The following is a 17408-nucleotide window of genomic DNA, read 5'->3' on the forward strand; positions in this document are numbered from 1 at the left end:
CCAAGGTGCGGCCGCTAATATTTATTGTTTAAATAGTATGTTCTGTTCGCGCAATAATATCATCCTGCGCGTCAGGGGATAATGCGGTAAAGAAAGCGGAATATCCAGCAACGCGGACCACTAAATCACGATATTGGTCAGGATGTTGCTTCGCTTTCAGCAGCGTTTCCCGCGACACGATGTTGTATTGCACATGCCAGCCTTGATAGGTCTCAAAGAAGGTGCGCAACATCAGCATCAGTTTTTCACGGTCACGCGGATCCTCCAGCGTCGCCGGATTCAGCTTCTGATTAAGCAACACGCCGCCGAGAATCGATGCGGTGGGCAGCTTGGACAGCGAATTGAACACGGCGGTCGGTCCCAGATGGTCGGTACCGGAGGCCGGGCTGGCACCTTCCGCCAACGGCGTATGCGCCTTACGGCCGTCTGGCGTGGCCAGGGTAGCCGCGCCAAAGGGCACATTAGCCGAAATTGACGACGTCCCGGCGTAGTAGGTGCCGCCGATCGGACCGCGACCAAAGCGGGTGTTGTGGTACTGCTTCAGTTCGTCAATATAGGTCTGATAGGCGCGTACCAGCAGTTGATCGACCTCATCTACGTCGTTACCGTATTTGGGGGCAGCGTTGAGCAGACGCTGGCGTAACTGTTCGCCGCTTAATCCATCGAAGTCATTTTCCAGCGCTGCCGCCAATTGCTGTTGGCCAATGATCCCTTGCTCGAAGACCAGCTTGCGTATCGCCGCCAGGCTGTTACCCAGGTTGGCAATGCCGACCTGCAGGCCTGATACCCAATCGTATTTTGCACCACCTTGCTTGATGCTTTTGCCGCGCTCAATACAATCGTCGACCAGCGCCGAGCAGAGAATATCCGGGGCATTTTCCTCCAGTACGGTATCGACCACGCACTCAATTTCAATCGACTTGCGAGTGTAATAGCGGATCTGGTTGTCCCAGGCACCCAGCACCTGCTCAAAGCCGGCGAAGTTTCCCTTCGAGAGCGCCTCTGTTTGTGGCAGGAAAACTTTGCCGGAGGTAGCGTCACGCCCTTGTTCCAGTGCCGCCAGCATGACGCGAGCGAAGTTGATAAAGCTCATGCCGGTGCAGCGGTAACCCCATTTTCCGCCCACGGCAGTTTCGATACAGCCGATCGCTGCGTAGTCATAGGCATCCTGCGGCTCCACGCCCAGTTTGATAAACTCGGGGATAACGATTTCATCGTTGTTGAAGGCCGGCATGCCGAACCCACAGCGGATCACCTGTACGCAGGCGTCGAGGAAGTCGCTGCTCATCCCGGCGTGGTAACGCACGCTGAGATTGGGCTGAGTGGAGCGTAAGCGCCCGCAGGACTCCAGAATGGCATAGGACAGGGGATTCACCGCGTCGCAGGGTTTGCCGTTGATCAGTTGCTGTCCGCCAATAGTGACGTTCTGATACAGCGGACTGCCTGCCGAGGCTTTAGAGTGCGAACCGGAACGGATCTTGTTGATTTCCAACAGCTTCAGCCAGCAACTGTGCAGCATTTCAATGGCACGCTCACGCGGCAGCCTTTGTTCCAGCTCCACATCTCGGCGGTACCAAGGGTAAAGATATTGATCGAGACGGCCGAAGGAAACCGAATGGCCGTTGGATTCAATCTGCAGCGTCAGCTGAATGAAGTAGCACAGCTGTAGCGCCTGCCAAAAGGTCTGCGGCGGCCGATGGGCAATCAGCTCACAGTTTTCCGCGATGGCCAGCAGCTCTTCACGCCGCCACAAACGGCTTTCCGTCTGCGCCATGTCGCGCGCCAACAACGCAAAGCGCAAGATATGCGCGCTCAGCGCTTCCAGAGTCAGATCTATTGCCTTCAGGAATTGCTCCTGATGCAATTCTTCCCAGTCGGTAAGCCGGATACGGCTGCGACGTTCATCGACCTTCTCGCGCAGCCCGTCGAGGCCTTGTGCCAAAAGTAACGGGAAATTCACCGCAAGGTGGGCATCTCCAGAGGTCATATTGCCTTCGGCTTTGATAATACCGGTAGCCAGCAGGGTCTGTTGTTCGTCGGTAAACATGCCATAGCAACGATCCTGCACCGTCTGGCCGCGCCACCAGGGGCATAGCCGATGCAAAATGGCCTTGTTCTCTTCGCTGACGGAGAAACCGGCGCCCGGCCGGTCGGCCAACTGGTCAATCTCGTCTTCAATCCAACTGACGGTATATTCGGGGAAAATCGGCGCAGCGCGTAATTCGCTGGCCTGGTTGCCGATAATCAACTCGTCGTTGTCGATTCGCAAAGTGCGCTTAGCCAAATGGTTAGCCAATGCCAGTGCCCGACGAACCGGCAAGGGTTTGTCCTGATGCTGCTGATAGGCTTCGGTGTAGTGCTGGGCGCGTTCGGTGCAAACCGGCGGTTTAACGATATGGATCAGCGCGTTCTTGTGGGCCTGGGTACGTTCGGTCAGGGTGGTCAGATCCAGAGTAGTCATGGTGTTATCCTCGCAAAATGGCAGTCAGCCCTTTGGCCTCGGCGTACTGTTCGGCATAGGCCAACAGGTCGGGGGCATCTAGTGGGGTGCGGGCCGCGTGATAAGGCTCGCCGAGCAGGTTATATTTGTTGATACCTAACGTGTGGTACGGCAAGAAATGAATCTCTGTAACGCCGGCCTCATCGGCGGCGAAATCGACAATCGCGCGGATTGAGCTGCGATCGGCGTTAAAGTCGGGGATCAGCGGAACGCGCACGGTCGTTTGGGTACCGTGGGCGGCCAAGCGGAGGAAGTTTTCCATCACCCGTTTGGCGGAGCCGCCGGTCCACTGCTTGAAACGCTTTTCGTCAACGTGTTTCAGGTCCGCCAGCATCAGATCGAGCCAGGGCAGCGAAGGCGCTATGTGCGACCAGGGCGTATGCAGGCAAGATTCCACCGCGGTATGAATGCCAGCCTCACGGCCGCGCTTCAGCAATTCCGCCGCCACGGCAGGCTGCATGAAAGGTTCACCGCCGGAGAGTGTCAGGCCGCCCCCGGTGCGCAGATAAAAAGGCCGGTCGCGCAGCACCTCGGTCATGATCGCGTCGATATTTACCGCGCTGCCGCACAGGCTGAGTGCGCCGGTTGGGCAACGGGCGGCTAATGCGGCATACTCTTGGTGGCTTAGTAACTCGCGCTGGATCATCAGGTTGTCGTCTATTCGAAGAATCGCCTGTGGATGGCCTTCGGCGCACAGCGTACAGCCGCTCAGGCATAAACGCGGATCGAACAGCAAGTCCGCTTTTCGCGAGCGGCTTTCCGGGTTCTGGCACCAGAGACAGCCCAGCGAGCAGCCCTTCAGGAACACTACGCTGCGGATGCCCGGCCCGTCGTGGGTGGAATAGCGCTGCAGATTGAAGATCACGAGTCACCTGTCATTCGGTTGCTTTTCTTTTGCCATTAAAGTTGTTTCGAATGAAAGTTGATTTGATTTCGATCAAATATAAATGCGTTGCATGTTCCTACTATGATGAGAGTTTGAATTCGCCCACAAAAGATTCAGGAGTCCGTAATGGAGCTTTATCTCGATACCGCCGATGTGAACGCAGTAAAACGCCTGGCGCGCATCCTGCCACTGCACGGTGTAACCACTAATCCGAGCATTGTTGCCAAAGAGGGGAAACCGATTTGGGAAGTGTTACCGGCGCTGCGCGACGCGCTGGGGGGCACGGGGAAACTCTTTGCTCAGGTGATGGCCAACGACGCCGAGCGCATGGTGGCGGAAGCGGCGTTGCTTCATCAGCGAGTGCCTGGGCTGGTGGTTAAGGTACCGGCGACCGCAGAAGGCCTGGCAGCGATTAAAAAACTGAAATCGATGTCTATCCCCACGCTGGGGACGGCGGTTTATGGTGCGGGCCAGGGACTGCTGGCGGCGCTGGCGGGGGCTGAGTATGTGGCCCCTTACGTGAACCGCCTGGACGCGCAGGGCGGTGACGGCATTGAGATGGTTCACGAGCTGCAGCAATTGCTGACGCTGCACGCGCCAGGGGCCCGGGTGCTGGCGGCCAGTTTCAAAACGCCGCGTCAGGCGCTGGAATGCTTGCTGGCGGGTTGTCAGGCCATCACTCTGCCGGTCGACGTGGCTGAGCAGTTCCTGGCGGCACCGGCGGTTCAGGCCGCGGTAGAGAAATTCGAACAAGATTGGCAAGGGGCATTTGGCACTAATCTGCTGAACTGAGAGCTGCATAAGCAAAGAAAAGGGAAGCCGTTGACAAAGTGCTCTGTTGTTTAATGGTAGGGGCGCTGCATGCTGCGCCCAATAGCATAATCAATGGGTTAAATCGGGTCGAACATGTTCGACCCCTACCGGTTTAGCCTTTACGCAGGTTTGTCAGCAGTCTGAAGGCGCCGCAGCGCCCTGATCATAACATCCTGAATTTAGGCATTTTCACGCAGGACGATCGGCGACTCCTGCGCCGTAGGCTGGCTGGCATTCAGCGCGCGACGGATCACAAAGAAGGCGGACACCAACATGGTTACTGCCACCAGCATAAAGAATGCGCACAGTGCGGCGTTAATCTGGTTACTGAAAACGATGGTCTCCATATCTTTCAGCGTCTTGGCCGGCGCGATCAGCGTCCCTTGTTCAATACCGGCAGAGAATTTCTTCGCCTGCGCCAGGAAGCCGATGCTCGGTTTCTCGTGGAATATTTTCTGCCAGCCGGCGGTCATCGAGGTAATAAACAACCAGACGGTCGGCAAGATGGTCACCCAGGCATAGCGCTGTTTTTTCATTTTGAACAGCACCACGGTGCCGAGGATCAATGCCATTGAGGCCAGCATCTGGTTGCCGATACCGAACAGCGGCCACAGCGTATTGATGCCGCCGAGCGGATCGACCACCCCCTGATAGACAAAGAAGCCCCAGCCGGCGACGGCCACGGTGGTTCCCGCCAGATTACCGAACCACGAACGGTTGTTAGCTAACCTTGGGATCGCCACACCGACCAGATCCTGCACCATAAAGCGACAGGCGCGGGTCCCGGCATCGACGGCGGTCAGAATAAACAGTGCCTCGAAAAGAATGGCGAAGTGGTACCAGAAGGCCATCATTGCGCGGCTGTTAAACACCTCGGTAATGATGTGTGCCATGCCCACGGCAAAGGTCGGGGCACCGCCGGCGCGCGACAGGATGGAATGCTCCCCGACGTCTTTGGCAATCATCGTCAGGGTTTCCGGGGTGATCATAAAGCCCCAGCTGTTAATTACCTGAGAGGCATTTTCCACCGTGGTGCCGATCAGCGCCGCCGGCGAGTTCATGGCGAAGTAAACGCCTGGGTCGATCACCGACGCGCAGATCAACGCCATGATAGCCACGAAGGACTCCATCAACATGGCACCGTAACCGATAAAGCGAATATGGCTCTCGCGCTCCACCAGTTTCGGCGTGGTACCGCTGGAGACCAGCGCATGGAAACCGGAAATCGAACCACAGGCGATGGTGATGAACAGGAACGGGAACAGCGAGCCGGCGAACACCGGGCCGCTGCCGTCGATAAAGCGCGATACCGCCGGCATTTTCATTTCCGGCATCGCAAAGACGATACCTACAGCCAAACCGATAATGACGCCAATCTTCATAAAGGTGGACAGATAGTCACGCGGCGCCAACAGCAACCATACCGGCAACACTGAGGCGACGAAGCCGTAAATCACCAACACCCAGGTCAGCGTGGTGCCGTGCAGCGTGAAGAAGGGGCCCCAGTAGGGGTCTTGCGCCACGTTACCGCCGTAGATGATCGCCAGCAGCATCAGCGCAAAACCGACCACCGAGATTTCAGCGATTTTACCCGGCCGGATAAAGCGCATGTAGATACCCATAAACAGCGCTATCGGGATGGTGGCGGCGATAGTAAACAGGCCCCAGGGGCTGTCGGCCAGGGCTTTGACCACCACCAGCGCCAGCGCTGACAGAATGATGATCATCACGCCAAGCGCGCCCAGCATGGTGATCACTCCGGCGAAGGCCCCCAGTTCCTGTTTGGCCATTTCCCCCAGCGAACGACCGTCGCGGCGGGTAGAAATGAACAGGATCAGGAAGTCCTGTACGGCACCGGCCAGCATCACCCCGACCAGGATCCAGATAGTACCGGGCAGAAAGCCCATCTGTGCCGCCAGAATCGGGCCAACCAGCGGTCCGGCCCCGGCGATGGCGGCAAAGTGGTGGCCAAACAGCACCCATTTGTTGGTGGGAACGTAGTCCAACCCATCGTTGCGACGTTCCGCCGGGGTCATGCGGCGGTCGTCGAGTTCAAAGACTTTTTTGGCGATAAACAGGCTGTAGAAGCGATAAGCGATGCTGTAACAGGCGACCGCTGCCACCACCAGCCAGACCGCATTGACGTGTTCACCGCGGCTTAGCGCCAGCATGGCGAAGGCGAATGCACCGACCAACGCCACTACCAGCCAGATGATCCCGGACTTGACGTTTTTCATGTTCAACAACTCCTTGGTGTGCAGAAAAAAAGAAAGAAGTGTTCTTAGAGAGAATGGCTACAAATTAAAAGTAGGAGTTTTGCTGACGAAGAGAAGCAGGTCGGATGAGAAATGTGAAGCCGGTTGAGTAATAGCGAAAAAACAAGGTGATGAGGATGTTGCTGTTTGGCGTGGCGGCGAAAGTGGAAATGAAAAAGGCGATGCTGTTCTATCGCCCGGTGTCGGTTAACGCATGGGTATTAAAGCCCCCAATAGCTGAGGGCAAGCACTATCCCGTTCATGGTGCTGTGCAGCGCAATGGGCATTAACAGCCCGTTCGACTTGATCCTGGCGGCAACCAGCGTCAATGAAACGAAAAACAGAATGATCATGACGCGCACATCGGCATATTGCGTGTGCAACAGGGCAAACAGAACAGACGTTGCTACCGCGGCCCAGATTTTTCGATTGGCGAACCAGGCTTGAAAAGCGCCAAAGAGGCAGCCCCTAAAAACGATTTCTTCGTAGACCGGAGCGAGAAAGATTAGCGCAAACTGTGTCAGGTAAAAGGCTTTCCCCTGTAGCGAAACCTGTTCGACGATCCAATTCTCGGTTTGAGTGATGCCGAGCCAATAGGGGACGACAAGTTGCAACGCCAGAATCACCAGCAACAAACCGCAAAAGGTGGGCAGGCGAAAACTTCCCATGCCGCAGGAGGGACGGTTTTTGAAAAACTTCAGGTACAGCGGAACAATCACCGCAAATTCAATCAGCAGCAGTAGCGGCACCAACCAGCCTTCGGCCTCCAGTTGTTCTTTGTTGGGGAACAGCAAAGGCAAAGTCGTGAGTGCTACCATCAATAAAAAGGTGGAAAAGAAACCTCGGCTTCCCCGGTGGCGGGCGACTTCTTCTTCCCAGTCGGTCATTTTATAATCCCTTATATTTAAAGTATAAATCGCCATCACCCAGTCGATTTCGTGGGTGGCGTGATCCTATGGTGAGCCACGTTCATTTTCAAGCGACGAAAAAAAACACCGGAGGGAGACCCGTCCGGTGTTTGTCTGGCATAACGTTTATGCGGCGGGTTAAGCCGCCGGTCTGGCGATCACGCTGCGGGTTTCCATACGCACTTCGGCGATGGTGACCTGCAGGGTGTCCCCCTGGCGATAAACGACTTCGCCTTTGATCTGCACGGTGCCGGTATCCTGGCTGCAAACCATTTCATCACGCACCGCGTGAATGAAGGGCGCCGGGATAAAGGCCACTGCGCCGTTGTCCAGCAGACGAACGCGCAGGCCGCCGCGGGTCACGTCGATGATTTCCGCGTTGAAGCGTTCATCGGTGCCGGCTTTGTCCTTGAGGTAGCGTGCATATAACCAATCGCCAACGTCACGTTCCGCCATCCGGTTCAGACGACGACGCTCGGCCAGTTGGATCGTCACCTCGTCCAGCGGTTTCTCGGCGGACTGCTCGGTGATAATGGCTTTCAGCAAGCGGTGGTTGACCATATCGCCGTATTTACGGATCGGCGAGGTCCAGGTGGCGTAAGCCTCCAGGCCCAGACCGAAGTGCGGCCCCGGCGTGGTGCTGATCTCGGCGTAAGTCTGAGAACGGCGAATACGGCTGTCGAGGAACTGGGTCGGTTGCGAATCCAGATGACGACGCAGTTCGCAGAAACCTTCCAGCGTCAGCAGCTTCTCGGCTTCGGCTTCAACGCCGTTGGCTTGCAGCACGGTTACGGCTTGTTCAACCAGCAGCGGATCGAAACCGGTGTGCACGTTGTAAATGCCAAAGCCCAGACGATCGCGCAGCACAATCGCGGCACAGACGTTGGAAGCAATCATGCACTCTTCGACGATGCGGTTGGCGGTGCGGCGCTGTTCGGTGATGATCTCCAGGACTTCGCCTTTTTCACCCAGCACAAAGCGATAGTCAGGGCGATCTTTGAACACTAGAGCATGCTGGTGGCGCCAGGCGTTACGTGCATCGCACACGCGCTTGAGCAGGGTGATTTGCTGTGCGATTTCATCGCTCGGCGGCTGCCAACCGGCAATCCCTTCCAGCCAGTCGGAGACTTCGTCATAAACCAGCTTGGCTTTTGATTCGATCTCGGCGCCGAAGAAGCGAATATCGTCACCCAATGCGCCGTCTGCACCAATGGTCACGCGGCAAGCCAGCACCGGACGGCGTTGGTTCGGGCGCAGTGAGCACAGGTTGTCCGACAGGTCGCGTGGCAACATAGGAATGTTGAAGCCTGGCAGGTAGTTGGTAAAGGCGCGCTTGCGGGCTATTTCATCCAGCGGGCTGCCTTGCGCGACGTAGGCGGTCGGATCGGCAATGGCGATGGTCAATTGCAGCGAGCCGTCGCCGTTGTCCTGCACAAACAGCGCATCGTCCATGTCTTCGGTGCTGGCGCTGTCGATGGTGACAAAATTCAGAGCGGTCAGATCTTCACGCGGCACGGAAGCATCCGGCTCTTCAATCGCGATCATCTCCGGCGCTTCTTTTTCCAGGCTGTGACGGGCCAGCGTGACCCACCACGGCGCCAGGTGATCTTCGCCGTCGGTAATAAATTGGGTCAGGTCGGCGTTGAAGCCGCGATCGCCTTTCAGCGGGTGGCGGCACATTTCCGCCACCGCCCAGTCACCGGCCTGGAAGTTATGTTTCAGTTCACGTACCGGACGGCAGGGGATTGCGTCTTTCAGCAACGGATGATCGGGCACGATGGACAGGCGGTCATCACGCTTCTGCACACGGCCGACAAAGCGCGACAGGAAGGGCTCGATCAGGGTTTCCGGCTCGGCGATTTCGCGTTCTTTTTCGGTATGCAGGGTTGCAGTCACTCGGTCACCGTGCATGACTTTCTTCATGTACGGAGGCGGAATGAAATAGCTTTTTTGACCGTCGACCTCAAGAAAGCCAAAGCCTTTCTCAGTTCCTTTTACTACGCCTTCAACGCGCGGGGTCTGAGAGTGAAGTTGCTGTTTAAGCTGCGCCAGCAGCGGGTTATCTTGAAACATATCGTCCAGTGAATGGGTTGTGAGTGGCAAGATTTGCGGCTGACAGTTTTACGCGAATCACCCGCTGCGGGCAAGCCTAACGTCACGGTTTTCCCGCGTTGGGGCGCGATTTTATGGAATATTGGGCGTGCAAAAGGCGGGAAGAAAACCCCGGCTCGAAACGCCGGGGAGAAGCGGAGGGGCAATCAGTCCCGCAGCGGCGTGGGCTGCAGAATTTCAATCCAGTAGTCGTCGGGATCTTTGATAAAGGCCACGTAATTCATACGACCTTCATGCAAACGTTTCTGGAAGTTAACGCCAAGGCGCTCAAAACGCTCACAGGCCGCGTGTACGTCAGGCACTGTCACACAGAGGTGTCCAAAGCCACGCGTCTCGCTGTTGCCGTTGTGGTAATGGAAATCGGCCTGCTGTTCGCTACCGTGGTTATGCGTCAGCTCCAGGATCCCAGGCTGGCTGAGTACCCAGCGTTTACGGGCCTCGTCATCCTGTGGGATCTGGTCGCGCGGGCTGCGGGTCAGGTAGCAGATGGTAAATGCGGCTTCATTGAAGGTTTCCAGATACACCGGGGTGAAGCCCAGCACGCGGGTATAAAAGTCCAGCGCTTGGGTTAAGTCCTTCACGCGGATCATGGTGTGGTTGAACACATAGCCGTCGGTGACGGTTTCCGGTTGCGCGGTCACGCCCTGCAGGGTCAGTAAATCATTCAGTGGCATAGGGATCCCTCTTAGGTTGTCGATACGACTCTAGGGTAAATTAATGCTAATCTAAAGTGATTGTTTTTAACCAAAACACTAACTAAAAGTGAATCCGTCATGAAGCTGGGTCAGCTTAGATTTTTCTGCGCCGTGGTGGAGTATAAAACCATTGCCGCCGCCGCGCGGGAGTTGCACTGCGTCCCCTCCAACGTCACCTTGCGCATCAAAGAGTTGGAAGACTCTCTCGGCGGCGAGTTATTTTTTCGCGATAAAAACCGGCTGTACGTTACGCCGAAAGGTCGACTGTTTTATCGGCAGGCAGTGGACATCCTGGCGCTGGCAGATCGCAGCCAACAACTGTTCGCCGATCGGCAACCTCAGGGCCTGCTGAATCTGGGGGCGCTGGATTTTTCTCTGATCAGTCACCTGCCGTCACGCATCGCTCACTTGCGCCGCAGCCAGCCCCAGATGCAGGTCAACGTGCTGAGCCGAGACTCGCTGGTGCTGGAACGGATGCTGATTGACAGCGAGCTCGATCTGGCTTTGACCGACGGGCCGATAGAGCACCCGCTGCTGGCGAGCTGCGCGGCGTTTGATGAGCGCCTGGTGCTGTTGATGCCGTCCTCGGTGCCGCAGTTGGACGCCGCAACCCTGGCACAGTTGGAGTTTTATACTTTCAGCCGTGAGTGCTCTTTCCGCCTGAAAATCGATCGCTGGTTAGCCTCACGCCAGTTGAAGCCGCGGATGACGCTGGAGATGGAGTCGTACACGGCGATGGCAGCCTGCGTAAAAGCGGGCTGTGGCGTCGCCTGTGTTCCGGAGTCTTTGCTGCCGATGATCCTGCCTGAGCAGACGTTAAAAGTGGTGGAAATGGGGGAGGAAGGGGTCAGCAATTTATACTTCGTGTGGCGCCGCCATCAGCTCTCTGACGAGTTGCAGACGGCGCTCGATCTGTTAATGCACCCGGCGTGAACCGGGCGCAACCATTCAGGCAATACGCAGCGTCGGTTGCGCGACGCAACGGCGGATCTCCACCGGTATCGACTTCGACGTTGGCGTGCCGGTGCCGTCACCAAAGCTGGCCAGCGGCACCAACGGGTTAGTCTCTGGGTAGTAAGCCGCCAGATTTCCGCGTGGAATATCGTAGCTCACCAGTTTGAAGCCACTGACCTTGCGTGTAATGCCGTCATTCCACAGCGTTTCGATCTCTACCAGCTCACCGTCTTGCATGTCCAGCGCCGCCAGATCCTCAGGGTGTATAAACAGCACTTCACGTTGGCCGTAGACGCCGCGATAACGATCATCCAGTCCGTAGATAGTGGTGTTGTACTGATCATGAGAACGCAGTGTCTGCAGCGTGAAGGGCGCTTGTCGGCCATCCAACTGCGGGAACAGGCTGGTTGGCAGGGGCGCTGCGCTAAACTCTGCCTTGCCGCTTGGGGTGGCAAAACGCAGTTCTGCGGCGGCGTTACCCAGGTAGAAACCACCGGGCTGGTCGCAGCGGCGGTTGAAATCTTCGAAACCGGGAATGGTGGCGGCGATATGGTCGCGGATCAACGAATAGTCGTCCGCCAGCTCCAGCCAGTCGAGCTGCTGGTTGCCCAATACCGCATCGGCGATGCCGCATACAATGGCGGTTTCAGAACGCTGGGTCTCCGCCAGTGGTTTACCGACGCCTTCCGACGCATGCACCATGCTGAAAGAGTCTTCCACCGTAATGTACTGTGGGCCGCTGGCCTGCATATCCTGTTCGGTACGGCCCAGGGTCGGCAGGATCAGCGCGTCTTTGCCGGTGACCAGATGACTGCGGTTGAGCTTGGTGCTGATATGCACCGTCAGATCGCAACAGCGCAAGGCGCGGGCCGTGCGTTCGGTGTCCGGCGCCGCCGCGGCCAGATTGCCGCCCAAAGCCAGCAAGACCTTAACCTCACCGCGCAGCATCGCTTCAATGGCCTCTACGGTGTTATGGCCCGGCTCGCGTCGCGGCGAGAAGTTAAAGTGCTGCTCCAGGCTGTCGAGCAGTGCCTTGGGGGACTTCTCGTCAATGCCCATAGTGCGGTTGCCTTGCACGTTACTGTGGCCGCGTACCGGACACAGGCCGGCACCCGGTTTACCCAACTGACCGAACAGCAGCTGCAGGTTGGTGATCTCACGTACCGTTGGCACCGAATGCTTATGCTGAGTAACGCCCATCGCCCAGGTGCAGATCACGCGTTCGGCACCCTGATAAATCGCCGCCGCCTGACGCAATTGTTCCTCGCTGAGGCCGGACTGCTGGGTGATTTGTTGCCAGGTCGTAGCATCGACCTGCGCCAGATAAGCCTCGATGCCGACGCTGTGCTGACTGATGAATGCCTGATCGAACAGGCCGGATTCACCGGCCGCCAGGCGCTCACGATGACTTTCCAGCAGGGCTTTCACCATGCCGCGCACTGCCGCCATATCCCCGCCGAGGTTGGGCTGGTAATAGGATGAACTGATCGGCGACGACTTGGGCGTCAGCATTTGAATCGGGCTTTGTGGATCGGCAAAACGCTCAAGGCCACGTTCGCGCAGGGTGTTAAAACTGACGATGCGTGCACCGCGGCTAGCGGCGTTTTTCAGGCTATGCAGCATGCGCGGGTGGTTGGTGCCGGGATTCTGGCCAAACACGAAGATGGCGTCGGCTTTTTCAAAGTCGTCCATGCGAATGGTGCCTTTACCTACGCCGATACTTTGTTTCAGGCCCACGCCGCTGGCTTCGTGGCACATGTTGGAGCAGTCAGGGAAATTGCTGGTGCCGAGCATACGACCAAACAATTGATACAGATAAGAAGCTTCATTGCTGGCGCGGCCCGAAGTATACAACTCGATCTGGTTCGGGTTATCCATCTGGTTGATGTGCTGGGCGATTAACGCCAGTGCGTCCGGCCAACTGATTGGCTGGTAGTGGTCGGTTTCGGCGTTATAGCGCATGGGGTGGGTGAGGCGGCCCTGGTATTCCAGGAAATAATCACTTTGCTGCAGCAGGGTGCTCACGCTGTGGGCCGCGAAAAACTCCGGCTCAACCGCATTGCGCGTGGCTTCCCAACTGACCGCCTTGGCGCCGTTTTCGCAGAAACTGAAGGTGCTGTGGTTGTCGTCACCCCAGGCACAGCCTGGGCAGTCAAAGCCGCGTGCTTTGTTCACGCGCATCAGGTTACGCAGGTTTTTCAGCGTTTGTTTGCTGTCGAGCACATAGCGAGTGGTGGCTTCGAGTGAGCCCCAGCCGCCCGCCGCGCCGGTATACGGCTTTATTGACGGTTTAAATTTCATATTGATCTTCGCAGGTGGTTGTAGCTAAAAAGTGAACGCTTTTTTAAGCGCTTTCAGTGTTTATGTCACAAGTTTAGGTTGGGGCGGTGTGAGCGTCTAATCGAATGGGGCAATGGCGGCATAGAGCAGGTTTATCGCGTAGCGGCACCAAGCAAACAAATCGTTGCATTATGACACCTGCTGAAAAAGAGTAACGATTCCGCTTTCCCGACAATTAATGCAGTCTACCTCACGGATTATATTGGCATTTTATTTAGCCCGCAGGGCCTGAGGAACAGTGATTGAAGCGTTCAGTATGGGTGATGGTCGCCGGCATGTTAGTGCCGCTGGCGGCGCAGGCAGCAGATGTCCCGTTCAGTATTCCGCAAAACACACCACCGGCGATAGACGCCGCCTCTTACGTATTGATGGATTACACCACCGGTCAGGTGCTGGCTCAGGCGAACGCAGATCAGCGACGCAATCCGGCCAGCCTGACCAAACTGATGACCGGATTGGTGATTGATCACGCGCTCGATCAACACAAGATTGGCCTGGATGACGTAGTGACGGTCGGTAAGGATGCCTGGGCGCAGGGCAACCCGGTGTTTAAGGGATCATCATTGATGTTCTTGAAGCCAGGTGACAGGGTCACTGTTCGCGATCTCAGCCGCGGTATCATCATTGATTCCGGCAACGATGCCTGTGTGGCAATGGCGGACTACGTGGCGGGCAGCCAGGCTGCATTCGTCAAACTGATGAATGAAAAGAGCGCCCAGCTTGGCCTGCAGAATACCCATTTTGAAACCGTGCATGGGTTGGATGCGCCGGGGCAATTCACTACGGCGGGCGATTTGGCGGTGATTTCACGCGCTATCATCATGAGCGAACCGGCGGAGTATCACATGTACAGCGAAAAATCGCTGACCTGGAACGGTATCACCCAGCAAAACCGCAACGGGCTGCTGTGGGATAAGAACCTGCACGTCGACGGGTTGAAAACCGGCCATACCGCCTCGGCCGGTTTTAACATTATTGCTTCTGCCACCGAAGGGGACCGACGGCTGATTGCGGTGGTGATGGGCGGTAAAAGTTCGAAAGGGCGAGAAGAGCAGGCGCGCAAATTGCTGACCTGGGGCCTGCGTGATTTCACCACCGTGCATCTGTTCAGCGCCGGGCAAAATCTGGGGCAGGAAAAAGTGTGGTATGGCGACCGTCATGAGGTCGCGGTGGGCAGTGCAAAAGAGGAATATCTCAGCCTGCCGAAAAGCGAAGCCGACAAACTGAAGGCGCAATATGTGGTCAGCGCTTCGCGCCTTGATGCCCCGTTGACCCAAGGGCAGACGATTGGCGAAATCCGTATCAGCGATAACGGTAAACTGCTCAAAACCTTGCCGCTGGTGGCATTGCAACCGGTTCAGCAAGGCGGCGCGTTTTCGCGGTTAATGGACTTTATAAAACTGAAGATTTGACCCCTCAGGGCGTGGGCTGCTGCGCCCGAAACCCCACAGCGATGGTATACTCAGGTCAGTCATGACTTATTGAGCCGTTTTATGGATATTAAGCAACTGATCTACCTGTGTAATCTCGAGCGCGAGCGCCACTTCGGCCGTGCGGCAGAGGCCAGCTTTGTCAGTCAGCCGACATTGTCTATGCGGCTGAAAAATTTGGAAAAAGAGCTGGGCGTTTCCTTAATCAACCGCGGCAACAACTTCGAAGGTTTTACTGCCGAAGGTGAGCGGGTGCTGTCGTGGGCGCGTGAGATCGTGTCGGTTTATCAGGGGCTGAAGCTGGAGGTCGAGTCGCTTAAACACGGGCTTAACGGCACGTTACGCATCGGCGCGGTACCGCAATGCAGCATTTCGCTGGCGCAAATGCTAAAGGACGTCAGTGAACGTTACCCACAGTTGGATTACCGGGTGGCGGTACTGAGCGCCGATCAGTTGTTGGAAGCGTTGACGGCGCATACCGTAGATATCGGCATCGGCTTCTTTGAGCTTTCCACGCTGCAAGAGCTGCACTTTCAGTCTCAGCCCTTGGCGGACGCCGGGGTCGAGCTGGTTTTCCACCCGCAGCATTTTCCTGAGTTGGTGGGAGATACCCCTCTGACGCTGGAGGATGTGGCCGCGCTGCCGTTGTGCCTGGCTGAGCCGACGCGTTACTTCCGCCGTTATCTCGACCAAAACTTCCGTGAAGCCGGACTGGCGCTGCACGTTCGAATGGAAACCACGTCAATATTCCAATTGTTGCAGGGCATTTTCGTCGGCCTGGGCTGTGGGCTTTTCCCGCATGGCAACCTGTTACCGGCAATGATGCCGGAGCTGCAACACCGACCGATAGCGATAGCGGCGATGTCACGTCATGCTGCGGCCGTGGTCGCCGAGCCGGGACGCGCATCGCCGTTGGCGCAGCATTTCTTTGATGCCGCGCGAGGTTGGTTGCTGCGCTAGCGGTTACGCCAGGTTTTCACTGAGAAGTTGCGTGTCGCCGAGCGTTTGACGCAGGCGGTTCTCCCAGGCATACAGCGCGCCGGTAAGGATCACATCCAGCGCCTGCGCCTGATTCAAGCCACTGTTAAACAGCGGCTGCACGCTGCGCGGCGTGAACTTTTCAGGCGTGCGGGTCAGGTCGGTTGCCACGCGGATCACGGCCTGGCAAACCGGGTCAGTTGTCTTCTCCAGCCCCTGTTCAATGTTATTGAACAGGGCGCCCACCAGTTCTTCCTGTTGAATATCCTGTGCGACGGTCGCGGCGCAGTAGCGGCTGCCGTTAATGCGGGAAACTGCCAGCGTCGCCAGCGCTTTCAGCCGTGCCGACAGGCCATAACCGTCGGCATTGATGCTGTTGAACACGCCGTTGCGTTCACGCAGCGCCGGTGCATCGTGGGCCAGCAACAGATAATAGGATTCGCTGCGAGCGTCGGGATGGCTTTGATCCAGCACGTCGAGCTGTTCGGCGTGGGCCTCTTCCAGCTCCACCAAGGGAAGCCGCGCTTGCCACGCCAGTTCCTGCTCGGTGAACGCAATGCCTTCGGCGTCGGCTATGTTCGGGAAACCGGGCACCACTCCCGTTGGCCGCCCGGCCAGGGCCGCCACACCGGCGACCACGCGTGCCTGGTAGCTAACAAAACCGATAATCTGCGAGAAGGTCACGATATCCGCCGGACTTAACCCGACGTCGCTGAGCTGCTGCAACGCTTTACTGCAAATCAACGTCGGTTGACTGGCGAGCTGGCGGGCATACTGGGTGATTTGAGCGAGGCGGATATTACTTTCACGTGAGGCGTCGGGGCTGTACAGGGGGGCGAGGCGAGCGGCGTAGTGGCTACAAAGCGACTGAACACCGGTCACCTGTGCCACGGTTAACGCAGTGCTGAGGCGGTCATAAGGTGACAATGTCACTAATCGTGACAGTTCGACCCGATCCGGAAACAGCACGTGATAGCTGGCCAGGGAGGCGTTAAACACCCCGGCGCGGGCAGTCAGCGCGGTGTTCAGCGCTTCGTCGGCAAAAGCGCCCAGCCCCAGCAAAAATCGATCGCGGATGCCGGCCGCCTGCGGCTCCAACGGCTGATCGCCGCGCACGCTGCTTTGGGTTTCGTGATACCACTGGGCATTATGTTGTCGACGTAGTAGTTCCATAGGGGATGATCCTTAATCATGAGCAACAGCCACCGGTGCAACAGGCAGCGGCGGCAAGACAAAATGGCAACATGCCCGCGGAGGGGCACGGAATGACAGGATCAACCTTGGCCATCACAACACAGCGCGTGACCATAAACAGAGAAACCTGCGGCTAAAGCGAGTAGAAACTGCGAGAGTCGGCGATGGCGAGGGCTGTTCATCAGTGCGATATCCTGTCGTTTAATAAGCTCAACGTAGGGGATATCCTCACCGATTCGATTGGCGAGATAAAATAATGTTAAGGACTAATCAATAACTGAATGGAATAAAATATAATGATATATAGCAAGATTGTAATTTGTATTTGCGGTTTTTGGCTAAG

12 protein-coding genes are annotated in these 17408 nt (G+C 56.9%); 4 read left to right on the forward strand and 8 right to left on the reverse strand.

The genetic code is table 11. The features are described 5' to 3' along the window. Positions 1-28: 28 nt before the first annotated feature. Positions 29-2461 (reverse strand): formate C-acetyltransferase/glycerol dehydratase family glycyl radical enzyme, encoded by a 2433-nt coding sequence (locus tag H5P17_RS11535; protein WP_182823004.1) that lies wholly within the window; start codon positions 2459-2461, stop codon positions 29-31. Between the two features lie 4 nt (positions 2462-2465). Beyond that, positions 2466-3365, reverse strand: coding sequence for a glycyl-radical enzyme activating protein (locus H5P17_RS11540; protein ID WP_182823006.1), 900 nt, complete (start codon positions 3363-3365; stop codon positions 2466-2468). Between the two features lie 147 nt (positions 3366-3512). Between H5P17_RS11540 and fsa the strand changes: the two genes are divergently transcribed. Continuing rightward, positions 3513-4178 (forward strand): fructose-6-phosphate aldolase, encoded by a 666-nt coding sequence (gene fsa, locus H5P17_RS11545; protein WP_020827117.1) that lies wholly within the window; start codon positions 3513-3515, stop codon positions 4176-4178. A gap of 200 nt (positions 4179-4378) precedes the next feature. On the opposite strand, the gene H5P17_RS11550 is transcribed toward fsa, so the two are convergent. The 4 genes from H5P17_RS11550 to gloA form a co-directional block, all read right to left on the reverse strand. Next, positions 4379-6436 (reverse strand): carbon starvation CstA family protein, encoded by a 2058-nt coding sequence (locus tag H5P17_RS11550; protein WP_182823008.1) that lies wholly within the window; start codon positions 6434-6436, stop codon positions 4379-4381. 239 nt (positions 6437-6675) lie between these two features. Then, the gene (locus tag H5P17_RS11555) at positions 6676-7341 is read right to left on the reverse strand and encodes a CPBP family intramembrane glutamic endopeptidase (protein ID WP_044551586.1); all 666 of its coding nucleotides are present in this window, start codon (positions 7339-7341) and stop codon (positions 6676-6678) included. 159 nt (positions 7342-7500) lie between these two features. Then, positions 7501-9435 (reverse strand): exoribonuclease II, encoded by a 1935-nt coding sequence (locus H5P17_RS11560; protein WP_044551584.1) that lies wholly within the window; start codon positions 9433-9435, stop codon positions 7501-7503. A gap of 185 nt (positions 9436-9620) precedes the next feature. Further along, a complete protein-coding gene (gene gloA, locus H5P17_RS11565; RefSeq protein ID WP_182823010.1) occupies positions 9621-10148 on the reverse strand; it encodes a lactoylglutathione lyase in 528 nt (175 codons plus the stop codon). 99 nt (positions 10149-10247) lie between these two features. Between gloA and H5P17_RS11570 the strand changes: the two genes are divergently transcribed. Continuing rightward, the gene (locus H5P17_RS11570; RefSeq protein WP_182823012.1) at positions 10248-11102 is read left to right on the forward strand and encodes a LysR family transcriptional regulator; all 855 of its coding nucleotides are present in this window, start codon (positions 10248-10250) and stop codon (positions 11100-11102) included. Between the two features lie 15 nt (positions 11103-11117). Here H5P17_RS11570 and H5P17_RS11575 read toward each other — a convergent pair whose 3' ends face one another. Continuing rightward, entirely contained in the window at positions 11118-13424 is a 2307-nt protein-coding gene (locus H5P17_RS11575) for an FdhF/YdeP family oxidoreductase (RefSeq protein ID WP_182823014.1), read from the reverse strand. Between the two features lie 281 nt (positions 13425-13705). Here H5P17_RS11575 and dacD point away from each other — a divergent pair, with 281 nt between their 5' ends. Both dacD and H5P17_RS11585 read left to right on the forward strand, forming a co-directional pair. Further along, positions 13706-14875, forward strand: coding sequence for a serine-type D-Ala-D-Ala carboxypeptidase DacD (dacD, locus tag H5P17_RS11580; protein WP_182823016.1), 1170 nt, complete (start codon positions 13706-13708; stop codon positions 14873-14875). A gap of 81 nt (positions 14876-14956) precedes the next feature. Then, positions 14957-15853: a LysR family transcriptional regulator gene (locus tag H5P17_RS11585; protein WP_182823018.1), complete on the forward strand. Its 897-nt coding sequence runs from the start codon at positions 14957-14959 to the stop codon at positions 15851-15853. A gap of 3 nt (positions 15854-15856) precedes the next feature. Here the strand turns inward: H5P17_RS11585 and H5P17_RS11590 are convergent, their stop codons facing one another. Beyond that, on the reverse strand, positions 15857-17044 hold the full coding sequence (locus H5P17_RS11590) for a peroxidase-related enzyme (RefSeq protein WP_182823019.1): 1188 nt from the start codon (positions 17042-17044) through the stop codon (positions 15857-15859). Positions 17045-17408: the final 364 nt, after the last annotated feature.

Source organism: Serratia sp. OS31, assembly GCF_014164835.1.
Lineage (GTDB): Bacteria > Pseudomonadota > Gammaproteobacteria > Enterobacterales > Enterobacteriaceae > Serratia > Serratia liquefaciens_A.

Coding starts and splice junctions, on each gene's coding strand:
- H5P17_RS11555 (WP_044551586.1), bottom strand. CDS start 7,341: ATGACCGACTGGGAAGAAGAAGTCGCCCGCCACCGGGGAAGCCGAGGT.
- H5P17_RS11585 (WP_182823018.1), top strand. CDS start 14,957: ATGGATATTAAGCAACTGATCTACCTGTGTAATCTCGAGCGCGAGCGC.
- H5P17_RS11550 (WP_182823008.1), bottom strand. CDS start 6,436: ATGAAAAACGTCAAGTCCGGGATCATCTGGCTGGTAGTGGCGTTGGTC.
- H5P17_RS11590 (WP_182823019.1), bottom strand. CDS start 17,044: ATGGAACTACTACGTCGACAACATAATGCCCAGTGGTATCACGAAACC.
- H5P17_RS11570 (WP_182823012.1), top strand. CDS start 10,248: ATGAAGCTGGGTCAGCTTAGATTTTTCTGCGCCGTGGTGGAGTATAAA.
- gloA (WP_182823010.1), bottom strand. CDS start 10,148: ATGCCACTGAATGATTTACTGACCCTGCAGGGCGTGACCGCGCAACCG.
- H5P17_RS11575 (WP_182823014.1), bottom strand. CDS start 13,424: ATGAAATTTAAACCGTCAATAAAGCCGTATACCGGCGCGGCGGGCGGC.
- H5P17_RS11535 (WP_182823004.1), bottom strand. CDS start 2,461: ATGACTACTCTGGATCTGACCACCCTGACCGAACGTACCCAGGCCCAC.
- fsa (WP_020827117.1), top strand. CDS start 3,513: ATGGAGCTTTATCTCGATACCGCCGATGTGAACGCAGTAAAACGCCTG.
- H5P17_RS11560 (WP_044551584.1), bottom strand. CDS start 9,435: ATGTTTCAAGATAACCCGCTGCTGGCGCAGCTTAAACAGCAACTTCAC.